The sequence below is a fragment of the Shinella lacus genome (genome assembly GCF_010994755.1).
Taxonomy (GTDB): domain Bacteria; phylum Pseudomonadota; class Alphaproteobacteria; order Rhizobiales; family Rhizobiaceae; genus Shinella; species Shinella lacus.
This window is the reverse complement of the sequence record NZ_WHSB02000002.1, coordinates 69,134-86,037: the sequence shown is the minus strand read 5'-3', so window position 1 is coordinate 86,037 and position 16,904 is coordinate 69,134. Positions and strand designations below refer to the sequence as shown.

Annotated in this window: 18 protein-coding genes; 6 read left to right on the top strand and 12 right to left on the bottom strand. The window is 63.8% G+C overall.

The annotated features are described in order from the left end of the window. Window positions 1-11: 11 nt before the first annotated feature. On the top strand, window positions 12-1,037 hold the full coding sequence (locus GB927_RS04940; protein ID WP_256115525.1) for a LacI family transcriptional regulator: 1,026 nt from the start codon (window positions 12-14) through the stop codon (window positions 1,035-1,037). Between the two features lie 7 nt (window positions 1,038-1,044). On the opposite strand, the gene GB927_RS04935 is transcribed toward GB927_RS04940, so the two are convergent. The 6 genes from GB927_RS04935 to ccoG all read right to left on the bottom strand — a co-directional run bounded on the left by GB927_RS04935 (window position 1,045) and on the right by ccoG (window position 8,320). Next, on the bottom strand, window positions 1,045-2,031 hold the full coding sequence (locus GB927_RS04935; protein ID WP_256115524.1) for a class I SAM-dependent methyltransferase: 987 nt from the start codon (window positions 2,029-2,031) through the stop codon (window positions 1,045-1,047). Between the two features lie 187 nt (window positions 2,032-2,218). Continuing rightward, on the bottom strand, window positions 2,219-3,649 hold the full coding sequence (gene gnd / locus GB927_RS04930) for an NADP-dependent phosphogluconate dehydrogenase (RefSeq protein ID WP_256115523.1): 1,431 nt from the start codon (window positions 3,647-3,649) through the stop codon (window positions 2,219-2,221). 168 nt (window positions 3,650-3,817) lie between these two features. Then, window positions 3,818-3,973 carry a cbb3-type cytochrome oxidase assembly protein CcoS gene (gene ccoS / locus GB927_RS04925; RefSeq protein WP_256115522.1) on the bottom strand — a complete coding sequence of 52 codons (156 nt, stop codon included), beginning with the start codon at window positions 3,971-3,973 and terminating at the stop codon, window positions 3,818-3,820. After that, complete coding sequence (locus GB927_RS04920) at window positions 3,970-6,258, bottom strand: cation-translocating P-type ATPase (RefSeq protein WP_256115521.1); 2,289 nt, start codon at window positions 6,256-6,258, stop codon at window positions 3,970-3,972. Before GB927_RS04920 ends, ccoS begins: the two co-directional genes overlap by 4 nt. Next, complete coding sequence (locus tag GB927_RS04915; protein WP_256115520.1) at window positions 6,255-6,749, bottom strand: FixH family protein; 495 nt, start codon at window positions 6,747-6,749, stop codon at window positions 6,255-6,257. Before GB927_RS04915 ends, GB927_RS04920 begins: the two co-directional genes overlap by 4 nt. Beyond that, window positions 6,749-8,320, bottom strand: a complete 1,572-nt coding sequence (gene ccoG / locus GB927_RS04910; RefSeq protein WP_256115519.1) for a cytochrome c oxidase accessory protein CcoG — start codon at window positions 8,318-8,320, stop codon at window positions 6,749-6,751. The genes GB927_RS04915 and ccoG overlap by 1 nt, the downstream gene beginning before the upstream one ends. Before the next feature lie 120 nt (window positions 8,321-8,440). On the opposite strand from ccoG, the gene GB927_RS04905 reads away from it, so the two are divergent. The 4 genes from GB927_RS04905 to GB927_RS04890 all read left to right on the top strand — a co-directional run bounded on the left by GB927_RS04905 (window position 8,441) and on the right by GB927_RS04890 (window position 10,883). After that, window positions 8,441-9,196: a helix-turn-helix domain-containing protein gene (locus GB927_RS04905; RefSeq protein WP_256115518.1), complete on the top strand. Its 756-nt coding sequence runs from the start codon at window positions 8,441-8,443 to the stop codon at window positions 9,194-9,196. 64 nt (window positions 9,197-9,260) lie between these two features. Further along, window positions 9,261-9,674, top strand: a complete 414-nt coding sequence (locus GB927_RS04900; RefSeq protein ID WP_256115517.1) for an SRPBCC family protein — start codon at window positions 9,261-9,263, stop codon at window positions 9,672-9,674. Beyond that, window positions 9,671-10,027 (top strand): VOC family protein, encoded by a 357-nt coding sequence (locus GB927_RS04895; RefSeq protein WP_256115516.1) that lies wholly within the window; start codon window positions 9,671-9,673, stop codon window positions 10,025-10,027. Before GB927_RS04900 ends, GB927_RS04895 begins: the two co-directional genes overlap by 4 nt. A 118-nt stretch (window positions 10,028-10,145) precedes the next feature. Further along, window positions 10,146-10,883 carry a GGDEF domain-containing protein gene (locus tag GB927_RS04890; protein ID WP_256115515.1) on the top strand — a complete coding sequence of 246 codons (738 nt, stop codon included), beginning with the start codon at window positions 10,146-10,148 and terminating at the stop codon, window positions 10,881-10,883. Window positions 10,884-10,926: 43 nt separating this feature from the next. Here the strand turns inward: GB927_RS04890 and ccoP are convergent, their stop codons facing one another. From ccoP to ccoN, 4 genes are read right to left on the bottom strand one after another with little or no spacing between them, the layout of a single operon-like run. Further along, window positions 10,927-11,790 carry a cytochrome-c oxidase, cbb3-type subunit III gene (gene ccoP, locus GB927_RS04885; protein WP_256115514.1) on the bottom strand — a complete coding sequence of 288 codons (864 nt, stop codon included), beginning with the start codon at window positions 11,788-11,790 and terminating at the stop codon, window positions 10,927-10,929. A 2-nt stretch (window positions 11,791-11,792) separates the two neighbouring features. Continuing rightward, complete coding sequence (locus GB927_RS04880; RefSeq protein ID WP_064330326.1) at window positions 11,793-11,945, bottom strand: CcoQ/FixQ family Cbb3-type cytochrome c oxidase assembly chaperone; 153 nt, start codon at window positions 11,943-11,945, stop codon at window positions 11,793-11,795. A gap of 10 nt (window positions 11,946-11,955) precedes the next feature. After that, window positions 11,956-12,687 carry a cytochrome-c oxidase, cbb3-type subunit II gene (gene ccoO / locus GB927_RS04875; RefSeq protein ID WP_256115513.1) on the bottom strand — a complete coding sequence of 244 codons (732 nt, stop codon included), beginning with the start codon at window positions 12,685-12,687 and terminating at the stop codon, window positions 11,956-11,958. 10 nt (window positions 12,688-12,697) lie between these two features. Further along, complete coding sequence (gene ccoN / locus GB927_RS04870) at window positions 12,698-14,320, bottom strand: cytochrome-c oxidase, cbb3-type subunit I (protein ID WP_256115511.1); 1,623 nt, start codon at window positions 14,318-14,320, stop codon at window positions 12,698-12,700. A gap of 211 nt (window positions 14,321-14,531) precedes the next feature. On the opposite strand from ccoN, the gene GB927_RS04865 reads away from it, so the two are divergent. Next, window positions 14,532-15,014 (top strand): hemerythrin domain-containing protein, encoded by a 483-nt coding sequence (locus GB927_RS04865; protein ID WP_256115509.1) that lies wholly within the window; start codon window positions 14,532-14,534, stop codon window positions 15,012-15,014. 3 nt (window positions 15,015-15,017) lie between these two features. On the opposite strand, the gene GB927_RS04860 is transcribed toward GB927_RS04865, so the two are convergent. Then, window positions 15,018-15,644, bottom strand: coding sequence for a PAS domain-containing protein (locus GB927_RS04860; RefSeq protein ID WP_256115508.1), 627 nt, complete (start codon window positions 15,642-15,644; stop codon window positions 15,018-15,020). 323 nt (window positions 15,645-15,967) lie between these two features. Beyond that, window positions 15,968-16,897 carry a lipid A biosynthesis lauroyl acyltransferase gene (locus tag GB927_RS04855; RefSeq protein WP_256116165.1) on the bottom strand — a complete coding sequence of 310 codons (930 nt, stop codon included), beginning with the start codon at window positions 16,895-16,897 and terminating at the stop codon, window positions 15,968-15,970. Window positions 16,898-16,904: the final 7 nt, after the last annotated feature.

Sequence of the window (16,904 nt, the reverse complement as noted above, 5' to 3'; positions counted from 1 at the left end):
ATGGACAGACGATGAGCGAGGGCCAGGCGACAGCGCTTCCGCCACCGAACGAACGGCCGACGCTGAAGACGATCGCCTTCATGACCGGCCTCGGCATCACCACCGTGTCGCGCGCGCTCAAGGATGCGCCCGACATCAGCGCCGAAACGAAGGAGCGCGTGCGCCTCGTCGCCCGCCAGATCGGCTACCAGCCGAACCGCGCGGGCGTGCGGCTTCGCACCGGCAAGACCAATGTCATCAGCCTGATCCTCAGCCTTGAGGAAGAGATCATGGGCCTGTCGAGCCCGATGGTCATCGGCATCTCGGAAATCCTCGCCACCACGCAATACCATCTCGTGGTGACCCCCTACCGTGCGCAGGGCAATGCTCTGGATCCCGTGCGCTACGTGCTGGAGACGGGTGCGGCGGATGGCGTGATCATCTCGCGCACCGAGCCGAAGGACCCGCGCGTCGCGCTGATGATGGAGCGCAACTTTCCCTTCGCCACCCATGGCCGCACGGAAATGGGGCTTACCCACCCCTACCACGATTTCGACAATGAACGCTTCGCCTACGAGGCCGTGCGAAAACTCGTGGAGCGCGGGCGCAAGCGCCTCGTGCTGCTGCAACCCCCGCCGTACCTGACCTTCTACCTGCACATGCGCGCCGGCTTCGAAAAGGGCATTCGCGATTTCGGCGCGACCGCGCTGCCGTTCAGCCAGGTCAACCTCGACACCAGCCTCGTCGACATCCGCAAGGCGGCCGAAACGATGCTCGACGGCCCAGACGCGCCGGACGGCATCGTCTCGGGCAGCGGCTCCGGTGCCGTGGCGCTGGTCGCAGCGCTGGAGGCGAGCGGCCGCAAGCTCGGCCACGACGTCGACCTCGTCTCCAAGGAATCGCACATGCTGCTGCAATGGCTGCGGCCCGAGGTCGTGACCATGCGCGAAGACATCCGCCTCGCCGGCCGCGAACTGGCAAAAGCCGTGATCGCCCGCATCGAAGGCAAACCGCCGGCCGAGCTCCAGACGCTGAGCTATCCGATCCCGACCGAATGACGGGCGCTTAGTCGCGCCTTACCACATAGACATCATGCCGGTTGCCGGTGCGGCCGATCGAGCGCTGTATGATCGAAATGTCATCGGGCAACATCGAGCGCAAATATTCGGGCGATATGAACGTGAGCCCCCAATCATCCGTGACCGCATCTTCGATAAGCCTCAGATCGCCTTGATTGCCGACCTGCTTGAATGGCTGAAAATAGAAGCCGTCGCGCTCGTAGGTCTTCACGAGATCGAGAAGGAACGTGTCTCGCGTCCATTTCTCATGACCGGCGAAACGCTCGTACTTCGGCAGCGGGACGTCCTTGATGATGCGGGATGCAATGTCGTGCGGTCCGTGCACCGAGAAGAGAAAATGGCCGCCCTTCTTCATGACGCGCCGCATCTCGGAAAACCATCGTTTACCGGCCGCCTCCGAAAAGTGCGTCCAAATGCTCTTCGCAATGATGAGGTCGAACATGCCATCATCAAAGGGTAGCGGCGGTTCCTGCAGGCTCACCTTCGCGACGACGCCGGGAATATGCCTGTTGACCCATTCGATGGACGCCGTGGCGGGGTCGACACCGAACAGGTCCAATTGTTCGCCAAACGCTTTCTGAAGCACCGCGAGATTGCGGCCGGAACTACAGCCAAAGTCGAGCAACGTGCCCTTGATATCGACTCCTGCCTTCTGCAATTCATCAAGCGCGATGTCGGTGTTCTTGAAGTCGTAGTAGATATTGTATTGGCCCGGTATGAAATGGACCGGTGATGCGGGAATCGGCAAACCGAGACCGGCCTCCTCGCGCTCTGCCTGGCTCGCCGCGAGCAGCCATTTGCTCAGTTGATCATGCGCCGTGATGCCGGGTTGCCGGGCGATGCCAAGCTGTTCCATGATCTTGGCGCTTGCCAGAGACGTATCCGGCTCCGAGGTCTCTCTGAATTCCCCCTCCTCGTTATGAGCGATCTCTTGACGACGGCTGGCGAGAAAAGACTGAAATTCTGGGAACATGAAGGTCTCTCAGTTGATTTTTACACGTTCTACACAACCTGTATTTGTCGCGCAATCATTTAGCTTCCTAGGCACAGAGATGATAGGGCGAGTTCAAACAGACGGCAAATACCGACCATTCTGAACCGCCAAAGAAAAACCGCCCGCGAAGGTTCTTTCGCGGGCGGTTTTTTGAACAGGCTCGAAATCAGCCGTTGAGGCCGGAGCCCCACGGGCCGTGGTGGCTGTCGGCGCCGTCGGTGCGGTCGAAGCCGTGGGCGCCGAAGAAGTCGCGCTGGGCCTGGATGACGTTTGCCGTGCCGCGGCCGCGGCGGTAGCTGTCGAAATAGCCGAGGGCGGAGGCGAGTGCGGGCGCCGGCAGGCCATGGAGGGCGGCGGCGGAGACGACGCGGCGCAGAGCACCGTCGGTGTCCTTGACCATCGTCGCGAAGGCCGGGGTGACGATCAGGTTGGCGGCATCCGGTGCCTTGGTGAAGGCGCTGGTGATTTCGTCGAGGAACTGCGAGCGGATGATGCAGCCGGCGCGCCAGATCTTGGCGATCGTCGGCATCGGCAGGTTCCAGCTATATTCCTTCGAGGCGGCGGACATCACCGCGAAACCCTGCGCATAGGCGCCGATCTTGCCGGCGAGAAGCGCGCTTTCGAGGTCCTTGAGGAAGGCGGCCTTGTCGGCGACGGTGAGTGCAGGCACGTCCGGCAGGCCGAGGATCTTTTCGGCGGCTTCACGCTCGGTCTTGAACGAGGAGATGGAGCGGGCGGCGACGGCGGCCTCGATGCCGGTTGCCGGCACGCCCATGTTCTGCGCCTCGATGGCGGACCACTTGCCGGTGCCCTTCTGGCCGGCCTTGTCGAGGATCATGTCGACGATCGGGTTGCCACTGATCGGGTCCTTGGCGGCCAGCACCTTTGCCGAAATCTCGATGAGGTAGGATTCGAGGCGGCCCTTGTTCCACTCGGCAAAGACGTCGGCAATCTCGGGCGCGCTCATCTTCAGGCCGTCGCGCAGGATGCCGTAGATTTCGGCGATCATCTGCATGTCGGCATATTCGATGCCATTGTGGATGGTCTTCACGAAGTGGCCGGCGCCGTTTTCGCCGAGCCAGGCGACGCAGGGGTCGTCATTGTACTTGGCGGCAATCGAGGTCAGCACCTTCTCGACGCGCTTCCACGAATCTTCCGTGCCGCCGACCATGATGGACGGGCCGTGGCGCGCACCCTCTTCACCGCCGGAAACGCCCATGCCGATGAAGGTGAGGCCGGAATCCTTCAGCGCATCGAAGCGGCGCATCGTATCGCGGAAGTTCGCGTTGCCGGCATCGATCATGATGTCGTTCTTTTCGAGGTAGGGGCGCAGCAGTTCCATCTGCTGGTCGACCGCGGCACCCGCCTGGATCATGATGATGATCGGGCGCGGCGGGCGAATGGCGGCGACAAACTCTTCAATCGTGTCGCAGGGCACGATCTGGCCTTGGAGGTCGCCGGCCTCCTCGTAGAATTCCTTCGTGCGCGCCACCGTGCGGTTGAAAACCGCGATCTTATTGCCCTTTTCGGCAATGTTGAGCGCGAGGTTCGACCCCATCACACCGAGGCCGATAAGCCCGATTTCCGCCTGTGCCACGTTCATACCTCCGTAGGATGGCGCGGCGTGGGATTGGTCCGGACCCAGCCGGAAACGCCGCGCAGAAAGAGATTTTGGAGCTCCGCTCCAGCCGACGTGTTTTGGCATTCAAATCGATTTACGACAAGCAAATGTTTGGTGAAGCAACGCTTTTAGAACCAGTTGAAACTAGCCCGCAGGCCGGTCATCACCATCGTCCAGAACACGCCAGGCGGCGCCCTCCACGTCGTCATATTGCCCGCTCTTCAGCGACCAGAGAAAGGCAGCAAGCCCGAGCCCGCCGAGGAAAAGCGCAATCGGAATGAGGAAGACCAGCGTGTTCATGCGGCTTGCACCATGGGCTCGGCCGGGCGCGCCTCGCCGGCTGCACGCGTCGCGAATGCCGGTATCTTTCCGCGCAGCCGCAGCGAGTTCACCACCACGATGATCGACGACGTGGACATGGCGATGGCGGCGATCAGCGGCGTGGCATGGCCGAGAATCGCGACCGGCACGGCAATGACATTGTAGCCGATGGCGAGCGCGAAATTCTGCCGGATCAGGCGGCCGGCGCGGCGGGCGGTCTCAAGGGCGAAAGGCACGGCCTCAAGGCTTTCGTGCAGGAAGACGAAATCCGCCGCCTGCCGGCCGACATCCGCCGCCGTCGCGGGCGCCATGGAGACGTGGGCGGCAGCCAGCGCCGGCGCATCGTTGATGCCGTCGCCGACCATCAGCACGCGGTGGCCATCGGCCGCGCGTTCGGCCACGGCTTGCGTCTTTTCCCGCGGCGAAAGGGCGGCACGCCACCGGCCGACGCCGAGTGCACCGGCAATACGGGCGACGGCGGGCGCACGATCGCCGGAGAGGATGGCCATCTCGATTCCTTCCCGTTTCAGGACGTGAATCGTCTCGGCGGCACCGGCGCGCAAGGCATCCTCGAAGCGGAAGGTTTCGAGCTCCGCACCGTCGCGCGACAGCACGACCTCGGACAGCCCATGCTCCTCCGCGCCCGTGACCGCCTTGCCGCTGGCGAAGGCGCGGTTGCCGAGGCGGAGCAGGCCTTGCCGTGTCGTGGCTTCGAGACCGCCGCCGGCAATCTCCTTTACCCCATCGATGACGGGCATCGGGCCGGCATTGGCACCCGCAAGCGCCATCGAAAGCGGATGGCGCGAATGGGCGGCGAGCGCGGCGGCGAGCGCCAGATGGCCGCGGTTGACCTTGTCGCGGTCGACGAGGCGCGGCTTGCCGAGTGTCAGCGTCCCGGTCTTGTCGAAGACGGCGGTGTCGATTTCGGCGAGGCGCTCCATCGCCGAACCGTCCTTGACCATCACGCCGCCGGCAAAAAGCCGGCCCGCCGCGACGACCTGCACGACGGGCACGGCAAGGCCGAGCGCACAGGGGCAGGTGATGATCAGCACGGCAATGGCGACGAGCATGGCGTGTTTCCAGTCGCCGTCATAAAGGCCCCAGCCGAGGAAGGCGGTAAGCGCCAGCAGATGCACCGCCGGCGAATAGATCTGCGCCGCACGATCCGCGATGCGGCGATAGCGCGCCCTGCCCCCTTCGGCGGCCTCCATGAGGCCGATGACCTCAGACAGGAACGAATTGCGCGCCGTGGCGACCGCCTCGACGGTGAGCGAGCCCGTAAGGTTCATCGCGCCGGCTTCGAGCCGCGTGCCGGGCGTGGCGGCAAGCGGATCGGTCTCGCCATTGACGATCGAGCGGTCGACATCGCTGGCGCCGGACAGCACGCGGCAATCGACGGGGATGCGCTCGCCGGCAGCAATCGAGAGATGTTCGCCTATGGCGATCTCCTCGACCGGCCGATAGTCGCGCGAGCCATCCGCCCGCACCACCATGGCGCCGCGCGGCGAGAGACGCGCCAGACCGGTGATCGCCGAGCGGGCACGGTCGCGCATGACATGGTCGAGCGTGCGGCCGATCAGCAGGAAGAACAGCAGGCTGACCGTCGCGTCGAACCAGGCATGTTCCGCGCTGTGCAGCGTTTCCCACAGCGAGACCACGTAGGAGAGCGTGATGGCGAGCGCGATCGGCACGTCCATATTGGTGCGGCCGTGGCGCAGCGCCTTCCACGCCGACTGGTAGAAAAAGCGGCCGGCATAGATCAGCGTCGGGCCGGCGATGAAGGCGGAAATCCAGTGGAACAGATCACGCGTCGCGGCCTCCGCACCCGACCAGACGGAGACCGAGAGCAGCATGATGTTCGTCGCGGCGAAGCCGGCGACAGCGACGGCGCGAATGAGCTGGTTGCGCAGATAGTCATCGCCCTCGGCGGCCAGCGAGAAGAGATGCGCATCATAGCCGGTAGCCTTGATCGCGGCGGCGATCGCCTGCGGATCGGTCCGCCGCCCCTCGACCTCCTCTTTCCAGACCACGGAAACACGGCGCGTGGACAGGTTCACACGCGCGCGCGCCACTTCGGGCAGTGCATTCAGCGCGCCCTCGATGGTCGTGATGCAGGTGCCGCAAAACACGCCGGGCACGCTGAGATCGCTCTGGCGCAGCCCCTCGTCGACCGGGCGGCTGGCGAGCAACAACTCCTCCGAGGACGGCAAAGCCGCACGCGCCGCCTCGACGGCGCCTTCCGTGCCGGGTGCGCAGCAGCTCATTGCACGCCCCCTCCGGCCACGGTGCGGAGCGTCTGGTGAAAGACCTTCGCGCCGTCGCGCTTCGTGCTGATATCGACGATCCATTGGCCGGCCGGCACGGCGTACTCCGCTACGAATAACCCCTGCCCGACCGGCTGGAGATCGACGGAAAAGTCCTTGCGTTCGTCCACCGGCCGCTTGAAGACGGCCAGGACGTCGTCGGCGATGATCGGCACACCTTTCGCATCGAGGACCTTGTAGGTGATGCGGTTGCCCTCGATCGCCAGGCTGCCCTCAATGCCGCTCGCCGCCAGCGCCTTGGCCTCCGCCACCTTGCCGTTGAACTGCTGGCTGGCGACATAGGTGTTCGGCACAACGAGGCCGCTCCAGCTGTGCGAGGCGTTCCAGGCCATGATCAGGTTGACGGTGATGATGGTGCCGAAGAACAGCACCATGACGCCGAGCATGTGCCAGCCGGTGAAGACGAAACCTTGCTTGTGTTGCGTAGCCATCATTTCGCTCCCGGCGTGTTGAAATTGGCGGAGTAGACGTCGCGTTCGTGGCCCTGCCGGTCCTCGGCGATGATGCGGAACCCATCGGCCGCCTCCGCGAGGCGATCCTTCGGCAGCGTCACGAAGACCCGGATAGCCGTGACCTTGTCCGGATCGGCGGGGATATCGACGCTGCGGCTATCGGCGCTGTCATGGCCCGCGACCTTCATGGTGGCGCCCGGCATGCCCTCGATCGACACGGTGATGACGCGCGGCTCGGGGATCATGTTGAGCAGTTTCACGGCATAGCCGTTGCGCACCGAGCCGTCCGATTCGAGCACGAATTGCGGATTGCGGTCGTGGATGACGTTGAGGTCCAATCGGTCGCGCGACAGCAGCGCGAAGACCAGCGCAAGGCCGGCGAGCGACCAGATGCCGAAGTAGAGCAGCGTGCGCGGCCGGAAGATGATGCGCCAGTCGAAATGGCGGATCTTGTCGCTGAAGCGCCCTCTAGCGTCCCGCACGCGCCTGGGATCGATCGCCGTCGTGCCGCCCGCGGTGGCGAGCGCCATGTTGCTTGAATAGTCCGACAGCGTGGCATAGGCGATCAGGCCGCGTTCCCGGCCGAGCTTGTCCATCACGTTGTCGCAGGCATCGATGCAGAGCGCGCAGGTGATGCATTCCATCTGCTGGCCGTCGCGGATGTCGATGCCCATGGGACAGACGACGACGCAGGCATTGCAATCCACGCAGTCGCCGACGCTTTCTCCTGCGGCGATCGCCTTCTTCGCGTGGCGCGTGCGCGGCTCGCCGCGCCAGTCGTTGTAGGTGACGACCAGCGAGCTTTCATCCAGCATCGCCGCCTGGATGCGCGGCCAGGGGCACATATAGGTGCAGACCTGCTCGCGCATCAGCCCGCCGAAAACGTAGGTGGTGGCCGTCAGAATGGCGACGGTCATGTAGGCGACGGGCGGCGCCTGGAGCGTCGCGAAATTGACGAGCAAGGTTGGCGCATCGGCGAAATAAAAGATCCACGCGCCGCCGGTCGCGACCGCGATCACCAGCCAGATGGCGTGTTTGCTGACGCGTTTCCAGACCTTGTCCAGCGTCCACGGTCCGGTGTCGAGCTTGATGCGCGCATTGCGGTCGCCCTCGATCGCGCGTTCTACGACGAGGAAGAGATCGACCCAAACCGTCTGCGGACAGGCATAACCGCACCAGGCGCGCCCGACGGCGGAGGTGACGAGGAAGAGCCCGAAGCCCGCCATGACGAGCAGGCCCGCCACGAAGAAGAATTCCTGCGGCCAGATCTCGATGAAGAAGACGTAGAAGCGGCGGCCGGCGAGATCGACAAGCACGGCCTGGTCCGGTGCATGCGGGCCGCGGTCCCAGCGGATCCACGGCGTCAGATAGTAGATGCCGAGCGTCACCAGCATGACCAGCCATTTGAACTGCCGGAACCGGCCCTCCGCGCGCTTCGGGAAGATCTTCTTGCGCTTCTCGTAAAGCGGCTTGCGGACCTTCGCCGAATTGACGGGTTCGGCGTCGTGGCGCTCGACGGAATTGTAGATCGTGGTGGTATTCTGTTGCATGGCTTCTGCGGCACCTGTCGTTGTGCCACCACAATGACGCCAACAACCGCCGCCATCGTTGATGTAAGTCAAGTTTGCGGCGTGGCATGGCGTGGCGGGTTGCCGCACAGAAAGGACGTGATGACGGAGACGATCCTGGCGAAACGCTACGGCGATTATCGCGAATATGCCGCCGCGGGCACGCTTTCGGCCGTGCTTCGCTGCGCCTGGATGCACCGGGCGCCAGAGGGCAAACCGGCCTCGCGCATCGCCGTCGTGCCGGATGGCTGCGTCGACCTGCTGTGGACGGAGCACGGTTTTCTCATCGCCGGCCCGGACCGGACGGCCGCCTTTCCAAGGCTGCGGCCGGGCGAAACGATCCTGGGCCTGCGATTCCGGCCGGGCATCGCGCGCCACCTCCTGCGCTGCGATCTCGATGCCCTGACCGGCCAGGTCGTGCCCTTGGCCGATATCCGTCCGGGCGGATTGAGCGGACGCCATGAACGCCTGCTCGCGGCCGGCGATCCGTTGAAAAGGGTCCGGCTCCTGCAGGCGGTTTTCGCCTCGGAGATGCGGGACCTGCCCGCCATGCGGCCCGATGCCGCGGCGCTTCACGCGCTGAGCACGCGATTGCCGGCAGAATCGATCGCCGCCGAAATCGGCGTGACGGAGCGCACCTTGCGGCGGCTGAGCGTGGCGGAATTCGGCTACGGCCCTAAGACGCTCGCCCGCATCCTGCGACTGCAAAAGCTGCTCGACCGGATTGAAACCCCGGAAACGTCGCTGGCCGGGCTCGCCGCCGATTCCGGCTTTGCCGACCAGGCGCACATGAACCGCGACGTGCTGGCGCTGACCAGCCTGACGCCGGGCGAAATCCTGCGGCAGATGCGCGGCTGACTGTCCGTTTCGTTCAAGACTTCGCGGGCCGATCGCGTATGGTTCGCGCCGAAGGAGACAACCGATGACCACCATGCCCGCCCGCATCATCCACCGGACTATTCGGCGCGACTGGCGCACGGTCTATGCCTTTGCCGCCAAGCCGGAAAACATGCCGCTCTGGGCGTCCGGCCTCGCCTCCGGCCTGACGCGCGACGGCGAGGACTGGATCGCCGATGGCGGCCCGATCGGCAATGTGCGCGTGCGCTTTGCCCCGCCGAACGATTTTGGCGTGGTCGACCACACGGTAACACTGCCGAACGGGCTGGTGGTGGAAAATGCGCTGCGCATCGTGCCGAATGGCGATGGATGCGAGGTGATGTTCACGTTGCTGCGCCAACCGGATATGGACGACGCAGCCTTCGAGTCGGACGCGGCGCATGTGACGCGCGACCTCGAAGCGCTGGTAAAACTCATGGAACAGGAGACGCCGCGATGAGCAGCAGGGGCGCGGATCGCAAGATCGACTATATCGAATTCAACGTCGCGGATATCGCCCGGAGCAAAGCCTTCTATGGCGACGCCTTCGGCTGGACCTTCACCGATTACGGTCCGCAATATTGCGAATTCCAGGACGGTCGCCTCACGGGCGGCTTCACGACAACGGCGCCGGTCAAGGCCAACGGCGGGCCGCTGGTCATTCTCTTCGCGGACGATCTGGAGGCCATCTTCGATCGCGTTGAAAAGGCGGGCGGGACGATCGTCAAGCCGATCTTCGACTTTCCCGGCGGCCGGCGTTTCCAGTTCACCGATCCGGATGGCTATGAGCTTGCGGTCTGGTCCGACCGGTAGAATGCCTTCCCTAACGTCAATGTGATCGCCTGAAAGACTTTTATCGAAGCAATTCAGGCTTTTTCAATCAGACGCTCCTAGTGACAAGCCCGCGATCAACAATCGGCGCGGGCTCCTCATGTACAAAATCCTGGGCAAGGCATTGGCGGTGGGCGTGCTCTCCACGCTGGCGTCGCTGATGATCAGCTTCGCCTTCGTTCCCATGATGGGCGGCGAGGTGGCGGGCGCCGGGCTCGTCATGACGATCGTCTGCCCGATCGCCATCTCCATCCCGGCTTCGCTGGTGCATTTCTACTTGGCGGAAAAAGTGCGCTCGGCCAATGCCGCGCTGGCCCAGGCTAAAGACGAGCTCGCCGACGCCTATGCCCGCCTGCAATACCAGGCGCAGCGCGATGCCCTGACCGGCGTCTTCACCCGCGCGACCTTCATGGCCGCCCTCGATGAACGCAGCCGTGCCGGCGCGCATGGCGGCCTGCTCTTCCTCGATGTGGATCATTTCAAGTCGGTCAACGACCGTTTCGGCCATGCGGCCGGCGACGAGGCGCTCATCCGCATCGGTGCCCTGCTGTCCCGGCTCGTCGCGGAAGACGATCTGGTCGGCCGGCTCGGCGGCGAGGAGTTCGCGGTCTTCCTGCACGCGGCCTCGCCGGAGCGCATGCTCGATCGTTCCCAGGCGATCCGCGAGGCGGTGGAAGCCATCGACCTGCGCACCGCCTCGGGCGTGCGGATCGCACTCGGCATCAGCATCGGCGCCTTCCATTGCGCGCCGCGCTTCGATCCCGCCGAGGCGCTCGCCGCATCCGACCGCAATCTCTACCGCGCCAAATCCATGGGCCGGAACATGGTCGTCGCCTGAAGAAAAAAGGCCGCGGAAACCGCGGCCTTCGTGTTTGTGGCGCTTACTCGCCGCCGCCCAGCGAATGCACGAAGACGGCGAGCTGCTTGACGGCCGGGTCGCCAAGGCGGGGCAGCCAGGCGGGCATGACGCCGTGTTTCGGCGACTTGACCTGCGCGGCGATGGCGCCCTCGCCCTCGCCCTTCAGCCAGATGGCGTCGGCAAGGTTGGGTGCGCCCATCTCGCGGTTGCCCTTCGCATCGTCGCCATGGCAGGCGGCGCAGTTGTCCGCGAAGATCTGCTTGCCGGGCTCGATGAGGCTCGCATCCGACGGCGTGCCTGTCAGGCTGACGACATAGGCCGCAACCTGCTTGATCTCGTCGGGCTGGAGGATGTCGCCATAGGCAGGCATTTCCGAGATGCGGGTCTCGTCATCGCCCGGATGGCGGATGCCATGGGCGATCGTCTGGTAGATGTCGTCCACCGTGCCGCCCCAGACCCAGTCGTCGTCGTTTAGGTTCGGGAAGCCGGCCGCACCCGCCGCACCCGAGCCGTGGCACTGGGCACAGTTGACCTTGAAAGCCGAGGCGCCACCGGCAATTGCGAATTGCGAAAGCTGCGGATCGGCCAGGATCTCCTGCAAGGACGATTTTGCGATGCGGTCGACGAAGCCGGCCTGGGCTTCCTTGGCGGTCGCCAGTTCCGTCGCGATATTGGCGCGGCTCGACCAGCCGAGCATGCCCTTGGTCGTGTCGGAGATCAGCGGCCAGGCCGGGAAGGCGATCGTGTAGCCGATCGCCCAGAGGATCGTCGCGTAGAACGTCCAGACCCACCAGCGCGGCATCGGGTTGTTCAGTTCGCGAATACCGTCCCATTCGTGGCCGGTGGTTTCGACGCCCGAGATTTCGTCAATGTGTTTCTCGGCCATGATCAGTCCTCCTTGAGGGGGATTTCGGCGGCCCGTTCGGCGGCCTTGCGGGCGCCGGGGCGAAGGGTGAAGACGACGACGGCGAGGAAGAACAGCGTCATAGCGAGAAGCCCCCAGCTGTCGGCGAAGTGGCGCATGGCGGTATAGGTTTCCATGGGAGCCTCCTCAGCGGTAACCGGCGGCATCGTCATAGGTGGAGAAATCCACCAGCGTGCCGAGCATTTGCAGATAGGCGACGAGCGCATCCATTTCGGTGAGCTTCCTGGGATCGCCGTCGAAATCGCCGAACTTCGCCTTCGGGTAGCGGGACTCGATGCCGGACGTATCGGCGTTCGGGTCGGCCTGCGCCTTCATGTCGGCCTCGGCGTTTTCCAGCATCTCGTCCGTATAGGGCACGCCGACCGCGCGGTTGGCCGAGAGGTGCATGGAGACGTTCTTCACCTCCAGCGGCGTTTCCTTGAGGAAGGCATAGCTCGGCATCACCGATTCCGGCACAACCGAGCGCGGCTCGACCAGGTGCTGGACGTGCCACTCGTTCGAGTAGCGATCGCCGACGCGGGCAAGGTCCGGCCCGGTGCGCTTCGAGCCCCACTGGAACGGATGATCGTACATCGATTCCGCGGCCAGCGAATAATGCCCGTAGCGCTCGACCTCGTCGCGGAAGGGCCGGATCATCTGGCTGTGACAGACATAGCAGCCCTCGCGGACATAAATGTCGCGCCCGGCAAGCTCCAGCGGCGAATAGGGCCGCATGCCCTCCACCTTCTCGATGGTGTTTTCCAGGTAGAAGAGCGGCGCGATTTCGACGATGCCGCCGATGGTGACCACGAGGAGCGAGCCGACGAGAAGCAGCGTCGCGTTGCGTTCGAGGATGGCGTGTTTATCAAGAATGGACATCGGGTCCCTCCTATTCGGCCGGCTGGAGCGCGGGCGCAGCACCCGGGATCGGGGCCTCGTCACGCTGGTAGCCGAGGATTGTCATGGTCACGTTGTAGGCCATGATGAGCGCGCCCAAGAGGAACAGCCCACCGCCGACGGCGCGCAGCACGTAGTAGGGGAACATGGCCGCGACCGTTTCGGCGAACGAGTAGACGAGGAAACCCTGCTCGTCATATTCGCGCCACATCAGGCCCTGCTGGATGCCGGCAACCCACATGACGGCCGCGTAGACGACGATGCCGAGGGTGGCGAGCCAGAAGTGCCAGTTGACCATGCGGATCGAGTAGAGCCGCTCGCGCTTCCACAGTTTCGGCACGAGGAAGTAGATTGCGCCGAAAGTGATGAGGCCGTTCCAGCCGAGCGCGCCGGAATGTACGTGGCCGATCGTCCAGTCCGTATAGTGGCTGAGCGAGTTGACCGACTTGATCGACATCATCGGGCCTTCGAAGGTCGCCATGCCGTAGAAGGCGACGGCCATGACCATCATGCGCACGATCGGGTCGGTGCGGATCTTGTCCCAGGCGCCTGACAGCGTCATCAGGCCGTTGATCATGCCGCCCCACGAGGGCATCCAGAGCATGATCGAGAAGACCATGCCGAGCGTCTGCGCCCAGTCGGGCAGCGCCGTGTAATGCAGATGGTGGGGGCCGGCCCAGATATACATGAAGATCAGCGCCCAGAAGTGAATGATCGACAGCCGGTAGGAATAGACCGGGCGGTTCACCTGCTTCGGGATGAAATAGTACATCATGCCGAGGAAGCCGGCCGTCAGGAAGAAGCCCACGGCATTATGGCCGTACCACCATTGCGTCAAAGCATCCTGCACGCCGGAGAAGGCCGAGTAGCTCTTCACGCCGAGGAAGGAGACGGGGACCGCCAGGTTGTTGACGATGTGCAGCATGGCGATCGTCACGATGAACGACAGGAAGAACCAGTTCGCCACGTAGATATGCGGTTCCTTGCGGGTCATGATCGTGCCCAGGAACGCGATGAGATAACAGACCCAGACGACGGTCAGCCACAGGTCGACATACCATTCCGGCTCGGCATATTCCCTGCCCTGCGTGATGCCGAGAAGATAGCCGGTGGCGGCCATGACGATGAAGAGCTGGTAGCCCCAGAACACGAACCAGCCGAGATTGCCGCCGAAGAGCCGGGCGCGCGAGGTGCGCTGCACGACATAGAAGGAGGTCGCGATCAGCGCATTGCCGCCGAAGGCGAAGATGACCGCCGAGGTGTGCAGCGGGCGCGTGCGGCCGAAGTTCAGCCAAGGCTCGATGTTGAGATCGGGGAAAGCCAGCTGCAGCGCCACGACGACGCCGACCAGGAAGCCGACGACGCCCCAGAATACCGTCGCGATGACGCCGTACTTGATGACCTCGTCGAAATAGCCGTCGTCATCCGAAGACGACTTGGCGGCGACGGCGGGCGCAAAGGAAATGCGCCGCACCATGAAGAGCGTGCTGGCCAGCAGCACGAAGAAGAGCACCCACATATGGGCCTCGAAGAGCCTGTCCTGGGCAAAGGCCGCGCCGAGCAGCGCGATGAACGCTCCCAAGGCCAGGACGATCGTTTCCGTCATGAATTTCATCGTTGGCATCCCCCAACCGGTCAATTTCCCGCTCAAGCCGGCTCCCTCGCGGAGCAGGCCCTTGCGCTCGATTGAGGCTTCGCAGATGCGCAGGCGAGCATCCTTGACATGGATCAAGGCAGCGGACGGAAGCCGGCGGCATCAAAGGGACAGGTTGACGCAGCCGCGCGTCGCACGGCGCCGCGGCCCTTCCCAAACGAGGAAGCACGAGATGACGGACTATGCAGATATCGCCCGGCTGCTTTCGGACCGCCCGACGGACACGGTTTCGCTGGACTGGCTGAAGAAGGCCCACGACACGCAGCTGACGCTGTGCGAAGCGCTGGAGGAGATCGCCGACAGCCTGCCGGCAAACATCAACCGGCAGAAATGCATGTATGCCGCGAAATCGCTGATTCCGCTGGTCAACGGCGTGCATCGCTACGAGGAGGAAGCGGTCTTTCCGCTCTTGGAGCAGGCGGCGACCGGCAACCGCGACCTCACCGAGACGATCGTCCGGCTGAAGTTCGAACATGTCGAGGACGAGTGTTTCGCGGAGGAACTGACCGACACATTGACACGGCTCGGCAGCGGCGACGGCACCGTCAACGCGGAAGCCGCGGGCTACATGCTCCGCGGTTTCTTCGAATCGATCCGGCGCCACATCGCCTTCGAACAGCAGTTCATGCTGCGCGGCACCGGCCTGGCGTCCTGAAACTCAGGCCGCGATCGGCCCGCGCGTCTCCAGCGTTTCCTGGAGCACGAGGATGGCGCCGAGCACGTTTCCGGCGGCCGACATGCAGGGCGTCATGCGGCAGCGCGTGATGGAATTGCCCCGCCGTGGAGAGATATAGTCGTACTCCACCACCTCGCCCGAAAAACAACGGTCCAGATGCCGCTTCACGCGGCCGTCGAAGCGCTGCATGCCGATGAATTCCACGATGTGGCGTCCCACCAGATCGATGGGCTTCTCGCTGAAGCGCTGGGCGTTCAGCGGGTTGGAATAGAGATAGCGGTAATCCGTCGTGATGACCGCCACGCGATCCGGCAGGCTGTCGAGGATCGCCTCGTTCAGCAGGCCATCCTCCACCACCCGCGGCGCCGCGACGGGCCGCGCGACATCCTGCATGTCCACGCGGAAGGGCCTGGCGGCCTCATCGGTGCCGAAATAACGATCCAGCAGGAGCTTGAAATTATGCGCCTGCCGGAGCACGCAGGCCCTGTCTTCGGATTCCTCGCGCAGGAGGTCCACCACGAACTGGAACTGGGAGCGGAGTTCGGAGACGTCGCTCGCCTCCCGCTGCAACACGGCCACCAGGGCCGGCTCGATTTCCTTGTCCAGCATGGAAACCAGTCGTTCGTTTCCGATCTTGACTGCATGCTGAAGTTGCGAATACTTAAACCAGAACAACTCTACAAGAGCTTTCAATTGTTGCTCCCTGAATTGCTGAAATCTACAGCAATTGCATCATTACACTACTTAAATTGTCCGGAAACAGGATATAGCTTTGATCTTTCCTCCCGCAAATATGCTGTCCAAAGCGCTTCTATTAGCAAAATGGTAACAGCGTACGGAAGGATGTCAAACCCTTAATTAGCCTAAAGTCGTATAATTCGGAATAATGAATACGTTCAGATTTAGAATAGAAAGAAAGAAATCGTAAGCACTCAAGTAATAAGGCTCCGCTTGATATTCCAGCGGTCGTGATACCACAACCACTGGCCGGGATACTCCCGCACCCACTGCTCCACCTTGTCGTTCAGCATCTGCGCGGTCGCGTCGACATCGACGGCGCCGTTCTCCTTGCGGGGCACCGCCATCGCCGGCTCCAGCTCCAGGCGGTAGCGGTTGCCGGGCAGGCGGATGCAGCGGGCGGGATAGACCTCACAGTCGAACTGGCGCACGAGCTTTGCGAGCAGCGGGTTTGTCTGCACGTCGCGGCCGAAGAATTTCGTGTGCAGCCCCTTGTTGAACTTCTGGTCCACAAGCACGCCGACCGGCCCGCCGGCATCCAGCTTGCGCGCCAGCGTGAAGGAGGAGCCGGCATGGGACGGCACAAGGTGGCCCATGCGCTCGCGGCGGAATTCGAACACCTTTTCCGCGACATAGGGGTTGTTCGGCGGCCGGAAGAGCACCGTCACGTCGAGCCCGAAGGCAGCCCCTGCCACCGGCAGCAGCTCGAAATTGCCGGTATGCGCGGTGAAGACGATGAACGGCCGCGGGTTGTCGCGCAGATCCACGAAGAGCGGAATGCCGGAAACCTCGATGCGGCCGGGCGTCGGTCGCGCGGGATCGAAATCGAAAAGCCGGTCGAGGAAGACATATTCGGCGGCAAGCCGGCCCATATTGCCCCAGGCGTCGAGCGCGATCGCCTGGATCTCCGCCTCCGGCTTTTCCGGAAAGGCATTACGCAGGTTGGTGAGCGTCAGCGTGTGGCGGCTCGTCTTCGGGCCGATCCAGCGCGCGAAACGGTCGGCGAAGTTGATGGCGCCATCCGCCGGCAGCAGCTTCAGGAGGTTGAGCAGGCCGAAGGCGAACTGCGCCACCAGCCATTGCTTGGTGTTCCTTGCCGCGAGAACCAGGCGTGTGACGACCATCCGCACG

Coding starts and splice junctions, on each gene's coding strand:
- GB927_RS04905 (WP_256115518.1), top strand. CDS start 8,441: ATGACGGAGACGATCCTGGCGAAACGCTACGGCGATTATCGCGAATAT.
- GB927_RS04860 (WP_256115508.1), bottom strand. CDS start 15,644: ATGCTGGACAAGGAAATCGAGCCGGCCCTGGTGGCCGTGTTGCAGCGG.
- GB927_RS04935 (WP_256115524.1), bottom strand. CDS start 2,031: ATGTTCCCAGAATTTCAGTCTTTTCTCGCCAGCCGTCGTCAAGAGATC.
- GB927_RS04890 (WP_256115515.1), top strand. CDS start 10,146: ATGTACAAAATCCTGGGCAAGGCATTGGCGGTGGGCGTGCTCTCCACG.
- GB927_RS04900 (WP_256115517.1), top strand. CDS start 9,261: ATGACCACCATGCCCGCCCGCATCATCCACCGGACTATTCGGCGCGAC.
- ccoS (WP_256115522.1), bottom strand. CDS start 3,973: ATGAACACGCTGGTCTTCCTCATTCCGATTGCGCTTTTCCTCGGCGGG.
- GB927_RS04865 (WP_256115509.1), top strand. CDS start 14,532: ATGACGGACTATGCAGATATCGCCCGGCTGCTTTCGGACCGCCCGACG.
- ccoP (WP_256115514.1), bottom strand. CDS start 11,790: ATGGCCGAGAAACACATTGACGAAATCTCGGGCGTCGAAACCACCGGC.
- GB927_RS04920 (WP_256115521.1), bottom strand. CDS start 6,258: ATGAGCTGCTGCGCACCCGGCACGGAAGGCGCCGTCGAGGCGGCGCGT.
- ccoN (WP_256115511.1), bottom strand. CDS start 14,320: ATGAAATTCATGACGGAAACGATCGTCCTGGCCTTGGGAGCGTTCATC.
- GB927_RS04855 (WP_256116165.1), bottom strand. CDS start 16,897: ATGGTCGTCACACGCCTGGTTCTCGCGGCAAGGAACACCAAGCAATGG.
- GB927_RS04880 (WP_064330326.1), bottom strand. CDS start 11,945: ATGGAAACCTATACCGCCATGCGCCACTTCGCCGACAGCTGGGGGCTT.
- GB927_RS04940 (WP_256115525.1), top strand. CDS start 12: ATGAGCGAGGGCCAGGCGACAGCGCTTCCGCCACCGAACGAACGGCCG.
- GB927_RS04915 (WP_256115520.1), bottom strand. CDS start 6,749: ATGGCTACGCAACACAAGCAAGGTTTCGTCTTCACCGGCTGGCACATG.
- ccoO (WP_256115513.1), bottom strand. CDS start 12,687: ATGTCCATTCTTGATAAACACGCCATCCTCGAACGCAACGCGACGCTG.
- GB927_RS04895 (WP_256115516.1), top strand. CDS start 9,671: ATGAGCAGCAGGGGCGCGGATCGCAAGATCGACTATATCGAATTCAAC.
- ccoG (WP_256115519.1), bottom strand. CDS start 8,320: ATGCAACAGAATACCACCACGATCTACAATTCCGTCGAGCGCCACGAC.